The 17,487-nt window shown below is 30.8% G+C and carries 14 protein-coding genes and 1 pseudogene; 12 read left to right on the top strand and 3 right to left on the bottom strand.

Going from position 1 to position 17,487, the window contains the following annotated elements; translation table 11 throughout:
- The first annotated feature begins 249 nt into the window (after positions 1-249).
- Entirely contained in the window at positions 250-678 is a 429-nt protein-coding gene (locus tag ACEW8E_RS15930) for an IS1634 family transposase (protein WP_373481342.1), read from the top strand.
- A pseudogene (locus ACEW8E_RS15925) lies at positions 656-913 on the top strand (potassium-transporting ATPase subunit C); the annotation flags it as partial. The gene ACEW8E_RS15930 and the pseudogene ACEW8E_RS15925, both read left to right, overlap by 23 nt.
- An 84-nt stretch (positions 914-997) precedes the next feature.
- On the opposite strand, the gene ACEW8E_RS15920 reads toward ACEW8E_RS15925, so the two are convergent.
- A complete protein-coding gene (locus tag ACEW8E_RS15920) occupies positions 998-2,227 on the bottom strand; it encodes a hypothetical protein (RefSeq protein ID WP_373481341.1) in 1,230 nt (409 codons plus the stop codon).
- A 152-nt stretch (positions 2,228-2,379) separates the two neighbouring features.
- Between ACEW8E_RS15920 and ACEW8E_RS15915 the strand changes: the two genes are divergently transcribed.
- From ACEW8E_RS15915 to ACEW8E_RS15880, 8 genes are all read left to right on the top strand, one after another.
- On the top strand, positions 2,380-3,252 hold the full coding sequence (locus ACEW8E_RS15915) for an S-methyl-5'-thioadenosine phosphorylase (protein ID WP_373481340.1): 873 nt from the start codon (positions 2,380-2,382) through the stop codon (positions 3,250-3,252).
- Positions 3,253-3,471: 219 nt separating this feature from the next.
- Positions 3,472-3,903: a plastocyanin/azurin family copper-binding protein gene (locus tag ACEW8E_RS15910; RefSeq protein ID WP_373481339.1), complete on the top strand. Its 432-nt coding sequence runs from the start codon at positions 3,472-3,474 to the stop codon at positions 3,901-3,903.
- A gap of 163 nt (positions 3,904-4,066) precedes the next feature.
- Entirely contained in the window at positions 4,067-4,921 is an 855-nt protein-coding gene (gene map, locus ACEW8E_RS15905) for a type I methionyl aminopeptidase (RefSeq protein WP_373481338.1), read from the top strand.
- A 3-nt stretch (positions 4,922-4,924) separates the two neighbouring features.
- A complete protein-coding gene (locus ACEW8E_RS15900; RefSeq protein ID WP_373481337.1) occupies positions 4,925-5,644 on the top strand; it encodes a cytochrome b/b6 domain-containing protein in 720 nt (239 codons plus the stop codon).
- Positions 5,645-5,671: 27 nt separating this feature from the next.
- Positions 5,672-6,364 carry a 6-phosphogluconolactonase gene (gene pgl / locus ACEW8E_RS15895; RefSeq protein ID WP_373481336.1) on the top strand — a complete coding sequence of 231 codons (693 nt, stop codon included), beginning with the start codon at positions 5,672-5,674 and terminating at the stop codon, positions 6,362-6,364.
- A 28-nt stretch (positions 6,365-6,392) separates the two neighbouring features.
- Positions 6,393-6,986: an FHA domain-containing protein gene (locus tag ACEW8E_RS15890; protein WP_373481335.1), complete on the top strand. Its 594-nt coding sequence runs from the start codon at positions 6,393-6,395 to the stop codon at positions 6,984-6,986.
- A gap of 384 nt (positions 6,987-7,370) precedes the next feature.
- The gene (cysS, locus tag ACEW8E_RS15885; RefSeq protein WP_373481334.1) at positions 7,371-8,813 is read left to right on the top strand and encodes a cysteine--tRNA ligase; all 1,443 of its coding nucleotides are present in this window, start codon (positions 7,371-7,373) and stop codon (positions 8,811-8,813) included.
- Between the two features lie 239 nt (positions 8,814-9,052).
- Positions 9,053-13,210, top strand: a complete 4,158-nt coding sequence (locus ACEW8E_RS15880) for a response regulator (protein ID WP_373481333.1) — start codon at positions 9,053-9,055, stop codon at positions 13,208-13,210.
- Here ACEW8E_RS15880 and ACEW8E_RS15875 read toward each other — a convergent pair.
- Positions 13,207-13,794, bottom strand: a complete 588-nt coding sequence (locus ACEW8E_RS15875; RefSeq protein ID WP_373481332.1) for an Npun_F5749 family FMN-dependent PPOX-type flavoprotein — start codon at positions 13,792-13,794, stop codon at positions 13,207-13,209. The genes ACEW8E_RS15880 and ACEW8E_RS15875 overlap by 4 nt on opposite strands.
- Positions 13,795-14,255: 461 nt before the next feature.
- Between ACEW8E_RS15875 and ACEW8E_RS15870 the strand changes: the two genes are divergently transcribed.
- Positions 14,256-15,716, top strand: a complete 1,461-nt coding sequence (locus ACEW8E_RS15870) for a glycosyl hydrolase family 57 (protein ID WP_373481331.1) — start codon at positions 14,256-14,258, stop codon at positions 15,714-15,716.
- A gap of 36 nt (positions 15,717-15,752) precedes the next feature.
- On the opposite strand, the gene ACEW8E_RS15865 is transcribed toward ACEW8E_RS15870, so the two are convergent.
- Entirely contained in the window at positions 15,753-16,343 is a 591-nt protein-coding gene (locus ACEW8E_RS15865) for a hypothetical protein (RefSeq protein ID WP_373481330.1), read from the bottom strand.
- 370 nt (positions 16,344-16,713) lie between these two features.
- Between ACEW8E_RS15865 and ACEW8E_RS15860 the strand changes: the two genes are divergently transcribed.
- Complete coding sequence (locus tag ACEW8E_RS15860; RefSeq protein ID WP_373481343.1) at positions 16,714-17,484, top strand: M48 family metallopeptidase; 771 nt, start codon at positions 16,714-16,716, stop codon at positions 17,482-17,484.
- The last annotated feature ends 3 nt before the right edge of the window (positions 17,485-17,487 follow it).

The raw sequence follows: 17,487 nt of genomic DNA, 5'->3' as shown, positions 1-17,487 counted from the left end.
GACTGGATCTATTTTTTGACACCAGCGATTAAAACATGGTGGCATTGATGAAGATGTTGTTTCTTTCATTTTGACCTAAAAACGTTATAATACAAAAATTATAACCTAATTTCTTTTATCGTTTTGTTTAAGTACCGTTAGTAAACTTGACGTTTTAGTTCAAAATCAGTTGGTAAGTCATAATCTGGATCAACCATAAATATTCAATTATCAACCCTATTCGGAGTAAAAACTGAAGAATCGTCATGAATGCAGAAAGTGAGCGAAAAGTCCACCGATATTGATTATTTAATGACAAATGAATCCGATCAAAAAGTATTTGTAGAATTAATCAAAAAATATCAAGAAAATTTGGATTTAAAAACCATATATATAGCTGATAGTGCTTTATATACAGCAAGAAATTTGGCAGAAATGAAAAATAATAATATAGTGTGGTTAACTAGAGTTCCTTTTAATGTCAAAAAAGCAAAAAAACTGGTGAGAATAAAGGAAGAAAAAACATGGATACAGTCAGAGAATATGGGGTATAAATATATTGAGAAAAAAGTAAATTATCATGGGATAGACCAAAGATGGTTAATCATAGAAAGTGAAAAAAGAAAACAATCAGATTTGGAACAATTAGAAAAAAGAATAGAGGCAGAATCTCAGAAAACTCAAACAGGCAAATATTAAACCTACAATAGATTTAATCTATACATCAGGTTCGGGATTAGATCCTCATATTAGTATTGAATCCGCTCAAAATCAAGTTGAAAGAATTGCCATCGCCCGTAATCTGGAAACCAATCAATTGCAACAACTAATTCAACAAAACACTGAAGGGAGATTTTTAGGTATTTTTGGCGAACCTAGAGTAAATGTACTAAAATTTAATCTTCAACTTGATTTACTGTCAGGGAAAAGTTGAAAAAAATCTTAATTAGGGTTGTGGTGAATAAGTCATGAGTAAAGAATAAAAAAGTCCTTAAAGTAGAGTAATTTAATCGAATATTTAAGAAATATTTGTATTTTGTATCGTACCACAATGAGAACAATAAGGCATTAACTTATAGGTTAAATTATGACAATGATGACATTCTACATATTGACTATAACCACAATGGGGACAATGTAAATGATCATGATGAATTTTTTTTCCACAACTTAAACAACGAGATTTTTCGACTCTTTTACTAGCTTGATTTTGAGGGTTAAAAACGATTTGCTGAAAAAATTTAATGATAGCAAAACCAATGGCTGGAATTATAAATATATATAAATAATTAATTAAAAAAACTAAGCCACCGAAAATTATGGTAATAATATCTAGTAAAGATTTGAAAATAACTCCTATCTGTAAAAATTCAAATATTTTAATTAGTAACGGGATAAAAAAGATTACTAATAAATGCCAACTCATTAAACTAAGTAAGCCGTATCCTTTTTCTATGGCGAATTTATGAACAAATAAACTAATACATATTAAAGGTAATAAGAAAATAAGTTGGAAAATAATTTGAATACTAGGATACCAAAATAATGCTTTATCATAACCTTTTTTTACTTCATTAAAATTAGTATCAGAATTTAAAAATGAAATAAATTTGACGGTTTCAGGAGTTGTTAATAATTGTTGTTTTAAGTCTTTAATTTCTCCTTGAAGATTACTTATATTAAGATTATTTTTATCTAATTCTAGCCTTGCTTTTTGAGCTTCAACTTGATTTATAGATAAATTATTAGGTTGCCCTGCAATTTTTTCTAATAAAGTAGAATCATATTGACTGCGAATATTTTTATTTTTTCCTTGAAGGGAAGTGATTTGTCTTTGTTTATCTTCTATGGAGGTGAAAATTACTTTATTATTTGGCTTATTTATTTGCTCTTTAAGACTGCTAAAATTAACACAAATTGAAGATATTTTACCTAAATTTTTTTGAGAAGATTCTTGATAACTTGAAGGTAAATTTAGATTATTATTTAAGGCTTCACTTACTATTAAAAAATCTCTATCTTGATTATTATTTTGTTGATAATTTTGCCATGAAGTATAACAAGGATAGGCTTGATTAGGACTTAAATACCATCGACTAATACTATCTAATCCTGAAAAGACGTTAATTAAAATAAACAAATCAATGATAATAATAACCGTTAAACTTACTTTATTAACAGGCTCATTATTAATGTTTCTTGATTTAGTAAAAAATAAATCGATAAAGTTACGTATTTTTCTAAACATAGTTTATTTTAAGGAGCTAATAATAAATTTTTAGTGTAAATTTTACGTTAATATTAAAAGAATTAAATTAATTATCTAAATGAATTTTAACGGATTAGGTGCAAAATATTAGTAATATAGATAGAGATATTTTTTACAGTAAAAACAGTGCAATGGAAGCAATCAAAATTGGTATTATTGGCGGTAGTGGGTTATATAAAATGGAAGCCTTACAAGACATTGAAGAAATTACCCTCGATACGCCTTTTGGGAAACCTTCGGATAATTTTATTGTTGGCACATTAGATAATGCTAGAGTAGTTTTTCTTCCTCGTCATGGCAAAAATCATCATCTATTACCGACAGAATTACCTTTTAGAGCTAATATTTACGCATTAAAACAGTTAGGTGTCGAGTATATTGTATCAGCTTCTGCCGTTGGTTCACTACAACAACATATTAAACCCCTAGATTTAGTTATACCTGATCAATTTATTGATCGCACAAAAAATCGTGAAGCAACTTTTTTCGGTGACGGAATTGTGGCGCATATCGGCTTTGGAAATCCTGTTTGTAATCAATTAGGAAATATTCTTGATGAAGCTATCAAAAATTTAGATTTTCCTGATATTGACTTACATCATGGTGGTACTTATGTATGTATGGAAGGCCCAGCTTTTTCTACTATTGCCGAATCTAATCTTTATCGTAGTTGGGGTGCGAGTATTATCGGGATGACGAATTTAACAGAAGCTAAACTTGCTAGAGAAGCGGAAATTGCTTATGCTACTTTAGCTTTAGTTACCGATTATGACTGTTGGAATCCAGAGCATGATCATGTTACAGTTGAAACCGTTATCGCTAATTTATATCAAAACGCCGTCAATGCTCAAAAAGTGATTAGGGAAACGGTAAAATTAATTAACCGTAAACCCTTTGTTAGTGAAGCACATTCCGCCTTAAAAACAGCGATTTTTACTCCTTTAGATAAAGCGCCTATAGAGACGAAACAAAAATTAACAGAAATACTGAAAAAATACCTTTAATAAGTTTAACTTTTCTTTATCTGTAGGGTGGGCAGTGCCCACAATTTCTATTTATAATTTAATCATCCATTAATCATAAAATTATCGATAAAGATATTAAGAAAGGAGACAGAAGAAAAAAGAATTATCATGACTCGATTTTGTTTGCTAAAACATCCTCAATCTTGAGGATAAAATTTCTTATAATTAACCCAAATATATAGTAAGTTTATATAAACAATGAAGATAAAAAAAGTTATTATTAGCCTATTTATTTGTTGCTTTTTTTTCTTAACTTTTAACTTAAATAGTGAAGCAAATACAGACATTGAAACAATAAATGTTAGCTTAGGAAATGCCCAAGGAGAATTAAAGTTTATTCCTAATAAGTTTGATTTTAAAGTAGGGAAAAAATATAAATTAATCCTTGATAATCCTAGTCCAGAAAAACACTACTTTACCGCAAAAGACTTCGCTGATGCAAGTTGGACTCAAAAAGTACAAGCAGGAAAAGTGGAAATAAAAGGAGCAATTCATGAGTTAGAATTAAAGCCAGAAGGCACAGCAGATTGGGTTTTTGTGCCACAAAAAGAAGGTATTTATCAATTATATTGTTCCATAAAAGGCCATAAAGAGGCTGGAATGATAGGGGAATTAATAATTAATAATTAATACTTTAATATACCTAAATAATTTATGAGTTATTTTGACTCTTAACTTAGGCAAAATTAACTTATTATTTTCTGACAACTTAAATAGGATTGCTATGTTATCTTATTAATCAATATTCACAAGATTTAAGATTATTTACTGCTAACTTTTATTATAAAAATCAATGAAAAATTTACGAGATTTATTATTTAATTCTCTCAAAAATAACCGAGAAAATCCCCCTAAAACAAAAGGATTACCCCCCATGAAAAAAAATGGGAAAGGGATAGAAATTAAAAACGCAGCAGAAATCGAAACCATGCGCATATCAGGGAAAATTGTCGCTACTGTTTTAAAAGAAATTAGCGAAATTACTAAACCGAATATGACAACAGCAGATTTAGATGAGTATGCCGAAAAAAGAATTAGAGAAATGGGTGCAACTCCTAGTTTTAAAGGTTATCATGGTTTTCCCGCCTCTATTTGTGCTTGTATTAATGATGAAGTTGTACATGGTATTCCTAGCCCGAAAAAGGTAATTCAAATGGGTGATATACTTAAGATTGACACTGGGGCATTTTATAATGGTTTTCATGGTGATTCTTGCATTACTTTTCCCGTTGGTAAGGTAAAAAGAAGCACAGTAAAATTATTAGAAGTAGCTGAAACTGCTATGTATAAAGGTATTGAGCAAGTAAAAGCTGGTAATTATTTAATGGATATTGCCATCGCCATTCAAGATTATGTGGAAAAAAATGGCTTTTCTGTGGTAGAAAATTTTGTAGGACATGGTGTCGGAAGAAACTTACATGAAGAGCCTTCGGTATTTAATACTCGCACAAAAGATTTACCTAATGTACAATTGAAATCAGGAATGACACTAGCTATTGAGCCAATTATTAATGAGGGGAAAAAACACACTCGTACTTTAAAAGATCACTGGACGGTTGTAACTGCTGATAAACAACTTTCAGCACAGTTTGAGCATACAGTTTTAGTTACTAATGATGGTTATGAAATTTTAACCATGAGAGATTAATCTATGATGAATAAGCCATCATCTCCTTATCAACCATTACTATTGAGAATTTTTCATAATCTTCAAGGGATTTTCGTTATTTTAGCTATCTTAACCGCTATTTGGACTTACAATACTTATGATGGACGTTGGGGTAAAATTTTTCTACCCCATTGGAAGGAAATTGAGGGGATTCATGGCACTTTTGGTTTATTCTCATTATTAATATTCCCCTTTTTTCTTCTTTATGCTTTTCATCGAGGGGGGAAAAAATTAGTTCAAAATGATACTTTAAAACAGTTAAAAGTTATCAATAAACCTATCTGGTGGTATAGTTTACATCGTACAGTTAATACTTTAAGTATTTTTTCTCTAACTTTTGCTCTTTTTAGTGGAAAAATGATGAATGAAAAATGGTTGCCAAAAGGAGAGTTAAATCATTTTTGGTATTCTTTACATCTATTATCATTGATAATAATTATATTTTTCATTGCTTTACATATTCTTATGAATGTCAAAATAGGTGGTTTACCCCTCATTTTATCTATTCTTAATTATCAATGGCTTGAAAAAGATAATCCTCAATTATGGCTAGAAAATATTAAAGATTTACTACTAAATTGGCGCACAAAATTGAATGTGATTAAACTATTTATTATTCGAGAGTGGCAAAATTTACCTTTACATTTTCAAATTTTAGAAGCTGGTATCTTTTTCATTATTCTCCTTGCTTGGTTAAAATAAAATTTATCAAACTATTTAATTAAAATTATGACAAAAGTTTACAATGTTGCCGATAAAAATGCTTTAATTACCGAAGCTACACCATTGATTATCAATAAGATTAAAGATGCCATCGCCAAAAATGATATTTGTACTATAGCCTTAGCAGGAGGAAGTACTCCAAAACCTATTTATGAAGCCATTGCCGAAGAAAATTTGCCTTGGGATAAAATTCATATATTCTGGGGAGATGAGCGTTATGTATTGCCAACTCATCCTGATAGTAACGAAAAAATGGCAAGGGAATCATGGTTAGATAAAGTAAATTTTCCTGTCAACAATATTCACCCGATGCCTACTATGAGTAACAATCCTCAAACTGATGCGGATAAACATAATCAAGAGTTACTAGATTTTTTCGGCATCACATCAGGTTTTCCTACTTTTGATCTTATCTTACTAGGAATGGGTGATGATGGTCACACCGCTTCTCTTTTTCCTCAGACAAAAGCCTTAGAAGTTCGTGATAGATTAATTACGGTGGGAAATAAAGAAGATAGTTTAAGATTAACTTTTACTGTACCATTGATTAATCAGGCAAATTGCGTTATTTTCTTAGTGTCAGGAAGTAATAAACAAGACGCTTTACAACAGGTTTTTAGTGAAACAGGAGATAGTAACCAATATCCTAGTAAACTAATTCAACCTAGGGGAGAGTTAGTCTGGTTTATTAGTAATTAGTCATTGTCAATTTTAAATTCTCAAATATATGATTATTTGTCCTAGTTGTGGTGCTTTTGTTGAAGATAATGTTAATGAATGTCCCGAATGTGGTTTCAATTTAACGCAAAACCCCTTAAATTTGAATGAGAATAATACCACAAATATTGTGACGGCATTAATTAATGAAGGAGAAATTATTAATGATATTATTACCGATTTGAAGGAAATAAATAATATAGATATACCTACAATAAATACATTCTCCATGATTACGGACATTATCGGTGATACTCAGACTCAAATTCAAACCTTAAAAGCAATTATCACCCATGTACAAACTAATATTATTATAGAATTGCCCACAGAATTAGATATGATTAATATTGGCAAACCTAACGATAAAACTCCTCCTGATATTGATGTTTCGGGTTTTCCTAATTCTCAAGTAGTCTCTCGTGTTCACGCTAGTATTATTCGTGAAGATGATAATTTTTACATTGAAGATACAGGTAGTGCTAATGGAACTTATATTAATCATACTCCCTTACCCACAGGCAATCGTCACCGTTTGAAGTCTGGCGATCGCATTGCCTTAGGAAAAGAGGATAAAGTTAGTTTTATATTTGACTTTAAAATGTAATAGATAATTAGGAGATAGGAGTCAGGAGATAGGAGATAGGAGATAGGAGATAAGAGATAGGAGATAGGAGATAGGAGATAAGAGATAGGAGATAGGAGATAGGAGATAGGAGATAAGAGATAAGAGATAAGAGATAGGAGATAGGAGATAGGAGATAGGAGATAGGAGATAGGAGATAGGAGATAAGAGATAGGAAGGAAACGGGGAAGAATGTTGAATAGTCTATAAACTAATTATTTAAAACCCGAAACCTGAAACCTGAAACCTGAAACCTGAAACCCGAAACCTAAAACCCGAAACCCGAAACCTAAAACCTAAAACCTAAAACCTAAAACCTAAAACCTGAAACCTAAAACCTGAAACCTAAAACCTGAAACCTGAAAAATGAATTTAACTTTATACAACACCCTCACTAATCAAGAAGAAATTTTTATCCCCGTTAATCCCCCTAAAGTTAATATGTATTGTTGCGGTATCACTGCTTATGATTATTGTCATTTAGGTCATGCAAGAACTTGTATTGTTTGGGATGTGGTAAGATCTTATTTGATTTGGAGAGGTTACGAAGTTAAATATATTCAAAATTTTACAGATATTGACGATAAGATTCTTAATCGTGCCAAAAATGAAAATACCACTATGGAGGCCATTTCTGAGCGCTTTATTAAGGCTTATTTTGAGGATATGCAACGACTAAACGTTAAACCTGCTGACGCTTATCCTCGTGCGACTCATGCCCTCGATGGCATCAAAAAATTAATTTGGGAATTAGAGCAAAAAGGTTATGCTTATGAGACGGGGGGAGATGTTTATTATTCTGTGAGTAAGTTTAAAGATTATGGTAAGTTATCAGGGCGAAAATTAGAAGATTTACAAGCCGGTGCTAGTGGTAGAGTTAATCAAAGTGAAGCAGTGAAACAAGAATCTTTTGATTTTGCTTTGTGGAAATCCGCTAAACCTGATGAGCCTAGTTTTGATTCTCCTTGGGGAAAGGGGCGCCCAGGTTGGCATATCGAATGTTCAGCCATGGTGAGAGATATGTTAGGGGAAACTATCGATATTCACATGGGGGGAAATGACTTGATTTTTCCTCATCATGAAAACGAAATTGCTCAATCGGAAGCCGTTACGGGTAAACCTTTAGCCCGTTATTGGTTACATAATGGTATGGTGAAAGTTGACGGGGAAAAAATGTCTAAATCTCTCGGAAATTTCGTTACTATTCGGGATTTATTGGCAAAATATGACCCCATGGCAATTCGTTTATTTATCCTTCAAGCTAATTATCGTAAGCCCCTTGACTTCACTGATGAGGCTTTAAAAGCTGTAACTAATGGTTGGCATACTTTAGCAGAAGGCTTACTTTTTGGAGTTAAGTATAGAGAAATACTAAATTGGACAGAGAAAGCCAATCATAGTTTTATTAAATCAGTTCAAGATCACTTCTGTCAAGCCGTTGATCATGATTTTAATTTTGCCGCAGGTTTAGCTATCCTCTTTGAATTAGCAAAAGATTTACGCAAGGAGGGGAATTTATTAACCCATGAGGGCAAAACCAGTCAATCTAGTCAGGAATTAGGAGATAAATGGCATACGTTAGTGAATTTAGCTCAAATTTTAGGTTTGGAAGTTCATTCTAACGAAATTGAAAATATTTCTAATGTTATTACTGAGTCAGAAATTGAGGTTTTAATTCAACAAAGGTTAGATGCTCGTCAGGCTAAAAACTATCAAGAAGGCGATCGCATCCGTGATTTGTTAAAGGACAAAGGAGTTACTTTGATTGATGCTTCTGGAGGTATCACCAAATGGCATTGGAATAATTGATAAGCTAGGACGTATCTGAGTAGAATGGTAAAGACAGGCAAGAGGCAACAGTAATAAGAATTGATGTTAACTGACGGCTGATTACTGACTGCTAATTACTTAAGTATTTTTAACCAGATAATTTATAATAATGATAACGCCTAGGTAATTATTTTTTGATATTCGAGATTTTTTTTTTGAATCCTAGTATTTATTATTTATTGTTAATTATATAACTTTGTTATTTCCTATCATCAACCATGAAAAGTAAGACAAAAATTGTTGATTTTTCATTATTTTTTCTAATTATTTTAGCCTATTTAGGTAACTATTTTAAATTACCTTTATTTTTTGGTGTTGATTTTATTATTGGCTCAATTTTTGTGTGGTTAGTTACTTATTTTTATGGAAGTTTATGGGGGGTAGTAACAGGTTTTCTTAGTAGTATTTGTACTTGGTTTTTGTGGGGGCATCCTTATGCCATAATTATTTATACTCTTGAAACAATTTTTGTTAGTTATTTTTGGCGTAGAAAAAGTCAAAATTTAGTTTTAATTAATATTATTTACTGGTTATGTATTGCCACTCCTCTTGTTACTTTTATTTACTTAAATATTTTAAAGGTTTCAACATTAGGAGTCACTTTAATTATTTTAAAACAATCAATAAATAGTCTTTTTAACGTTATAATTGCTAGTCTGATTATTAATTATATTCCGATACAAAAAATTATAAAAAAAGAACAAAAAAAAATAGTATTATCTTTTCAGGAAAATTTATTTAATCTATTTATAAGTTTTATTTTAATTACGACTCTTACCATTACTATTTTTAATAGTTATCATCAAATTCATGACATTGATAAACAAATTGTTAGAGAATTAAATAATAAAACAGAACAGTTACACAAAACTTTTATTAGTTGGTATAATGTTCATCGAAAAGCGATGGCGGAAATAGCTTCTATCACAGATGAGAATATTTTAGAACATCAATTAGTAACTACTGTCAATATCTTTAATGATTTTCAGGAATTATTTATCACCAATAAAGAAGGAATTATTATTGCTAGTTATCCGAATCAAAATCAACTAGGGAAATCAATTATTGATTTACATTCTCATAGTTTAAATGAGTTTCAGATAGTGAAAGAAAGTAAAAAACCTATTTTAACAAGTATTCATCAAGATAACCTTAAAGAAGAAAATCATGTAGGTTTTATTTATCCTATTGCTGATAATAATAATCAATGGAATGGTTTTGTTTATGGTTGTTTTTCTAGTAAACAAATTAGTAATTTTCTTAATTTAGATAATTTTGAAAAAAATACAGATGTCTTTATTTTAGATAATAAAAATCAAATCATTGCTAGTAATAATTTAACCGCTAATCAAAATGATATTGACTCTAATGATCATGAGATACGCCCGTTACAAGCTAATATTTATCAGTGGCTACCTATTCAAAAGGGAATGCCCATTATGTCGAGATGGAGTAAATCATTTTATGTTCAAAAATTAGCTATTAATGATGTTTCTTGGTCAATTTTAGTTAAGATTAAAACTGAACCTTTTATTAATGAATTACAATTAGAATATATTAATTCTTTAGCTATTCTTTATCTTACTATTCTTATTGCTTTTTTCTTCGCCTATAGAGTTAGTCGAAAATTGGTTAAACCTTTAGATAAGTTAAAAAATATTACCAGTCATTTATCTGATGAAATTATCGAAAATGAAAGTTTTATTTGGGAAAAAACCAATATCAAGGAATTAGAAATATTAGCAGAAAATTATTATATAATGATTCAAACCCTACACAATAAATTTGTTGAATTAGAAGATTCACGCAAAAATTTAATGGTAAAAGTGGAAGAAAGAACTAATGAATTAATTTTAAATACGAAAAAATTGGAAGAGGAAATAGAGAAAAAAAAGGCCATAGAAAAAACTTTACTAGAAAAAGATGAGCGTTATGACTTGGCGGTTTCGGGTACTAATGATGGTATTTGGGATTGGGATTTAAACACTAATGAAGTTTATTATTCTCCAGCGTGGATGCGCATTATTGGTTATGAAGATAACCCTTTACCAAACAATATTGATAGTTGGTTACATCGAATTCATGAAGATGATTTAGAACAAAATTTACGAGATATTAATTTATCGGCATTTAATGCCGGGCAACTATATCAAAATATACATCGTTTAAAACATAAAAATGGTGAATATATTTGGGTTTTAGCAAAAGGTAAACCAGATAATGAGGATAAAAAACAAGCATCTCGTTTAGTAGGTACAATTACTGATATAACCAAAACTATAAAAGTAGAACAAGAGTTACAACTAGCAAAAGAACAAGCAGAATCGGCTAATCGGGCTAAAAGTGAGTTTTTGGCGACTATGAGTCACGAAATACGGACTCCCATGAATGCAGTTATTGGTATGACAGGATTATTATTAGATACATCTCTTGATAGTGAACAAAGAGAGTTTGCTGAAATTATCCGTACTAGCGGTGATAATCTCTTAACTATTATTAATGATATTCTTGATTTTTCTAAAATAGAATCTGGGAAGTTAGAGTTAGAATCTCAGCCTTTTTCTATTCATACGGTGGTAGAGGAATGTTTCGATTTATTAGCACCTAAAGCTATTAGTAAGAATATCGAATTGATTTATTTTATCGCCCAAGAAATTCCTTTTCAGATTAATGGGAATGTTACCCGTTTACGGCAAATTTTGGTTAATTTAGTTAATAATGCCATTAAATTTACTAAAAGTGGTGAAATTGTTTTATCTGTAGGTGTTTATCATACTCTTGTCGTTAGTAATTATATTACTGAATATGAATTAATCTTTACGGTGAAAGATACGGGAATCGGTATTCCTGCTAGTCGTATAGATAAATTATTTAAGGCTTTTTCTCAAGTGGATGCTTCTACTACTCGTAACTATGGCGGTACAGGGTTAGGATTAGCTATTTGTAAGCGGTTAGTGACAATGATGAAGGGTATTATGTGGGTAGAAAGTAAAGGTAATTTAGCGGGGGAAATTCCTCCTGACTGGCAAATTTCTTCTAAAATTGAAGACAAAGGTTCAATGTTTTGTTTTACGGTTAAAACTCAAGTTTCTAATTTTTCTTTAGCTAATAATTCTCCTCATCGTGATGTTTTAAGTGGCAAAAAAGTATTAATTGTGGATGATAATGATACTAATCGCCAAATATTAATGATTCAGTGCCATAACTTGGGCATGGAAACCGTTGTTACTTCTTCGGGAAAAGAGGCATTATCCATGCTAAAAAATCAGCAACCTCTTGATTTAGCTATTTTAGATATGCAAATGCCTTCTATGGATGGTGTTAGTTTAGGTAAACAAATTCGTTTATTATCTGAGTATCAAAATTTACCGTTGATTTTATTGAGTTCTATTGGTAATCTGGAAATACAAAATTCTGTGAAAGAAGTTAATTGGTGGGCAACTTTGGGCAAACCCATTAAACAGTCTCAATTATCAGATATTTTAGTCAAAATTTGTCAAAAACAAAATCATTATCAAAAATCTTTTACTTCGGTTTTACCTTCTTCTACTTTTGAGAATATTGCTAATATCGCACCTTTAAAAATTCTCATCGCTGAGGATAATGTTATCAATCAAAAAGTTATTACTAATATTCTTAAGCGTTTAGGTTATCGTGCTGATGTGGTTGCTGATGGCTTGGAAGTGTTAGAGACTCTTCGTCGTCAATGTTACGATCTTATTCTTATGGATGTACAAATGCCCGAAATGGATGGTTTAACGGCCACTCGTCATATTCGCACTTTTTGGAATACTCCTAATCATAATTTTTATGGTAATCCCCCTTATATTATTGCCATGACGGCCAATGCCAGAGAAGGCGATCGCCAAATTTGTTTAGCGGCGGGAATGGATGATTATTTATCAAAACCAGTGAGAGTGGAAAGTTTAGTACAAAAATTAAAAAATTTGAAAAAAAGTAACTCAGTTTCAGACATAATGAATAATATACAAATAGAATCAAAATCAGAGAAAATAATGAATTCATTAGACTCAAAAGTGATTACACAATTAAGGGAAATGATAGGGGAGGAAGAATTTGAAGAGGTTTTCGCCGATTTAATGAATGCTTATTTAGAAGACACTCCAAAATTAATACAAGGTTTAGTTAATGGGTTAAAAAATGAAGATAGACAAGAAATTAAAATAAATGCTCACACCCTAAAATCTAGTAGTGAAAGTTTAGGGGCGATGAAATTATCTCAATTATCAAAAGAAGTAGAACATTGTATGATTAAAGGGAATCTGAAAAAACCCACTACTTTAATCCCTCAAATTTTAGAAGAATATAACAAAGTTGAGAATTTAATGCGTCAAGAATTAAGTAAATTTAATTAAGGATTAACCATAGTTTTCAACCATTGATTATTTTCCATAAGCTCATAAATACATCGATTTTGAGGATTTCCTTTCAATTCTAAATGATCAACTTTTTGTGGATTTAATAATAATAAACAAAAATTAGATATAGGCTTTTTTTCCTCTATTTCATTAATAATTATTGCTGGATTTTCTGTTAATAATTCTCCCGGATTTGCCCAGTAAAACTGCTCTTTTGCGTTTATACTTAATTTTTCCCATACTTTTTCACGCTCAGATAATAAATTTTTATCTTGACAATCTTCCGTAATTAATATTATTTTTCCCTTGATTCTAAATTGTTCTCTTGTTTTAGCAAAATACCAACAAATTTCACTAGAAGAATTATTAGTTAAATGAGTAAATTTTTCACTGCGAATATCCGTAATAATTTTTAGCTGATTACTATTATCTAAAAAACCTCTAAAAACTACCATTCTATTAGTAGGAAAACCATCCTCACTTATGGTTGCTAAAGAAAAATAACGACTAAATATTTGTGATCGATTACGATGTAATGCTCTTTGTAACAACGTTCTCCAAGGTGCTAAAATTTCAGACATAAATAGAGTTTACTGAATAAGTAGAAAGTCTTTTCAAATAAAGTATTGATAATTGAAAATATAGCAATTTTAAGTCATTGATGAATAATAAAGATTAAAAAATAAATCTGTAAATTTTACTATACCGTCAAAAATCTGATACCTAAAACTCATATCTTGCATCTAGTTGAAAATTGGCCTGTGAGAGGGAGTAATGAGTAAGAAGTAATGAGTAATGAGTTTCAGAATTGATACTAACCGCTATAAAATTGATTACCTCACTTTAGAGTATTAAGTATTTTTGTTCTGGTGTAAGATCTCAGTAAAAGAAATATTAAGTTTTCTAAATAAAGGTAAAATAATATTAAATTAAGTTATGAAAAATAAGAAAAAATGTTCATTAAATGTAAAGTAAAATAAGGCACAAAAGAGAACAAAAAATTTAAAAATCTCTTAAGTTATTCCCTCACAAAAAAATATTTATGATTGCCACAACAGAATTAAAAACCTTTGTCTTATTTCCTCCTATCAGTGGTAATGAAGCAAAAATATCAGCTTTAGTTAACAATAATAACCAAGTATATTTACCTAAAACTAATCTCAAATTAGAACACATAAAATCTGGATTTGCCTGTGCTTTACATATGCACCAACCCACCATTCCAGCAGGAGAAAATGGAGCATTAATCTGTAATTTACAGCAGATGTTTAATAATCAAGGTGACGGTGATAATCATAACGCTAGTGTTTTTGCTTGGTGTTATAGTCGTATGGGTGAATTTATCCCTCAATTAGTTGCTGATGGTTGTAACCCTCGCATCATGTTAGATTACTCAGGAAATTTACTCTGGGGTTTACAGCAAATGGGGCGTAATGATGTTATTGATAATCTCAAAACCATTACTTGCGATCGCCAATATCAGCCTTATGTAGAGTGGTTAGGTACAATGTGGTCTCACGCCGTCGCACCTTCAACTCCAATTCCCGATTTAAAATTACAAATTCAAGCATGGCAACATCATTTTGCTTCTATTTTCGGTGAAGAAGCCTTATCACGGGTAAAAGGTTTTTCTCCTCCTGAAATGCACCTTCCTAACCATCCTGACACTTTCTATGAATATGTTAAAGCGCTTAAAGATTGCGGTTATCGTTGGTTATTAGTTCAAGAACATACCGTTGAAAATATCGATGGTTCAGGGCTAGATCATAGACAAAAATATATACCTAATCGTTTAGTTGCCAAAAATTCCAGAGGAGAAGTTATTAGTATTACAGCGTTAATTAAAACTCAGGGCTCAGATACAAAATTAGTGGCACAAATGCAACCTTATCATGAAGCGAAAACTTTAGGCAAACAAGACATTAAAGGTATTTCTATTCCTTCTTGTGTTAGTCAAATTGCTGACGGTGAAAACGGTGGCGTGATGATGAATGAGTTTCCTCGTGGTTTTCAACCTTTATGGTATGATCTCAAAAATGGTAGCGATGTCGTGGGTTTTAATGGTACAGAATATCTTGAGTTAGTGGAAGCTAACGGCATTCACCCTGAAGATTATCCTATATGTCAACCAGTGGGGCAACATAAAATTTGGGCAAAAGTTGGCTATAATATCACTCCTGCTACGGTAGAAAGTGCCATCGCCGATCTTAATCAAAATGATCCTCAATTCCACATGGATGGCGCATCATGGACAAATGATTTAAGCTGGGTAAAAGGTTATGAAAATGTCCTTGAGCCGATGAATAAATTAAGTGCGATGTTTCATCAAAAATATGATCGTTTAGTAGCAGAAGATCCCAAAGTAACACAAAGAGCAGATTATCAAGAAGCCTTACTTTATAATTTATTATTACAAACAAGCTGTTTTCGTTATTGGGGACAAGGAATATGGACAGATTACGCCCGTGAGTTATACCGTCGGGGGGAAGAACTTTGTAAATAATTTACAACACAAAAAGCTATAATTTCCTAAAAAGAATTAACCTTTCCAAATAATCTCGTCTCTTAAATCTTCATCATCCATAGTGATTTTTTCATGAATAGTTAAATCATAATAACTGTTGTGGGTTGTTACTTGAGATTGAGTGGAAAGAATAGCTTTTTCATGATTTTCGACAATTGTAGCTCTTTTAGAATTCATAGTAGTTTTGTCAAGATATTGAATCGCATTTGTATCAATACTTTCTGGAGCAAAATGTGTAAGAAAAAAAGTCAAAGTTTCTTGTTTAATATATCCTTTTAAAACTGCTAAAGAACCGAATTTTATACCTAATTGTTCTTGCTCATCAAGGATTGCTTTTATATCCTTTTCTTTTAATAGTCCAGCTTCACTAAAATAATAACCCATTCGTTGTTTTTTGTCATCACAAGCTAATTGTTTGATCTTTTCCGCAAAAAAATCCGCCGTTTGTTGATCAATCCAACCATGAAGGGCAAAAATTTCTCCTAATTTTAAATGAGTATAAATACTTTGTTCAATCAATGCCACATGAATTTGGCCACTACTAATTAATCCAGCTTCTTCTAAAATTTCTCCTACAGGTTTTTTGATTAAGATATGTTTTGACATAATTATTTGTTTTAAAATATTAGTGTAAAAATTTGATTTCTTAAAATTATATTAATTAATTTATATATTATTACATTTTTTTTAAACTTAAATTAAAGTTAACAATTTGATAAAAACAACCGAAATTCATTGTTATAAATATTTAATAAACTTAATAATTGAAAAATAGATATTCAGAAGATTTAGGTTGATAAAAACCAGTGATTATCTAATTTACAGACTATAATTAAGAAAAGACTATTTATTATAAGGAACTTTTAAAATTTTTATCAGTCAACAAAATTAAGTATTTTCATATATTTTGATTATCGTGTTTAATATAAAACATAAATTATTAAATTTAATCCTTTTCTTTACTATTACTTTTAGTTTGATATTGGGTAATGCCAATATTACTCAGGCTATTCCTTGGCAAGAATTGATTTTAAGAGGAATTCAAGTCATTCAAATTAGTAATATTAGTGATGAACAAGAAGTTGAATTTGGCTCTCAAATACGACAACAATTAATTTCTCAAAGAAAAGTTAAATTATATCAAAATCGAGATTTATCTAATTATATTAATCAAATAGGACAAAGATTAGTTTCTGTTAGTAGTAGATCTGATTTACCTTATACTTTTCATGTGGTAAATAATCCTGAAATTAATGCTTTTGCCACCATGGGGGGTTTTATTTACTTAAATACAGGTTTAATTAAAAAAGCCTCTAATGAAGCAGAATTAGCTAGTGTGATGGCCCATGAAATTGGTCATGTGGTAGCTCGTCACTCTCAAAAACAAATGCGACAACAAGCGGTAACTCAGGGGTTATTAAGTGCTGCTGGATTAGATAAAACTAAAGCGGTACAATTAGGGGTTGCTTTAGCCCTAGATTTACCCTATAGCCGTAAAGACGAGTATGAAGCGGATGACTTGGGTTTACAAATATTATATGATGCTGGTTACGCTCCGGGGGCGATGGTTAATTTCATGGCAAAATTAGGACAATTAGGAGGTAAAACACCTACTTTACTTAGTACTCATCCTAATGGTGGCGATCGCGCGGTGGCTTTGGCTCAAAAAATTCCTCGCAATATAGCTTTTAAAGGAGACGGTTTAAACGAACAGGAATATAGATATAATATTCGAGCATTAAGATAAGAA

This window comes from Geminocystis sp. (genome assembly GCF_041753295.1).
Taxonomy (GTDB): Bacteria; Cyanobacteriota; Cyanobacteriia; order Cyanobacteriales; family Cyanobacteriaceae; genus Geminocystis.
This window is presented reverse-complemented; position numbering and strand designations above follow the sequence as displayed.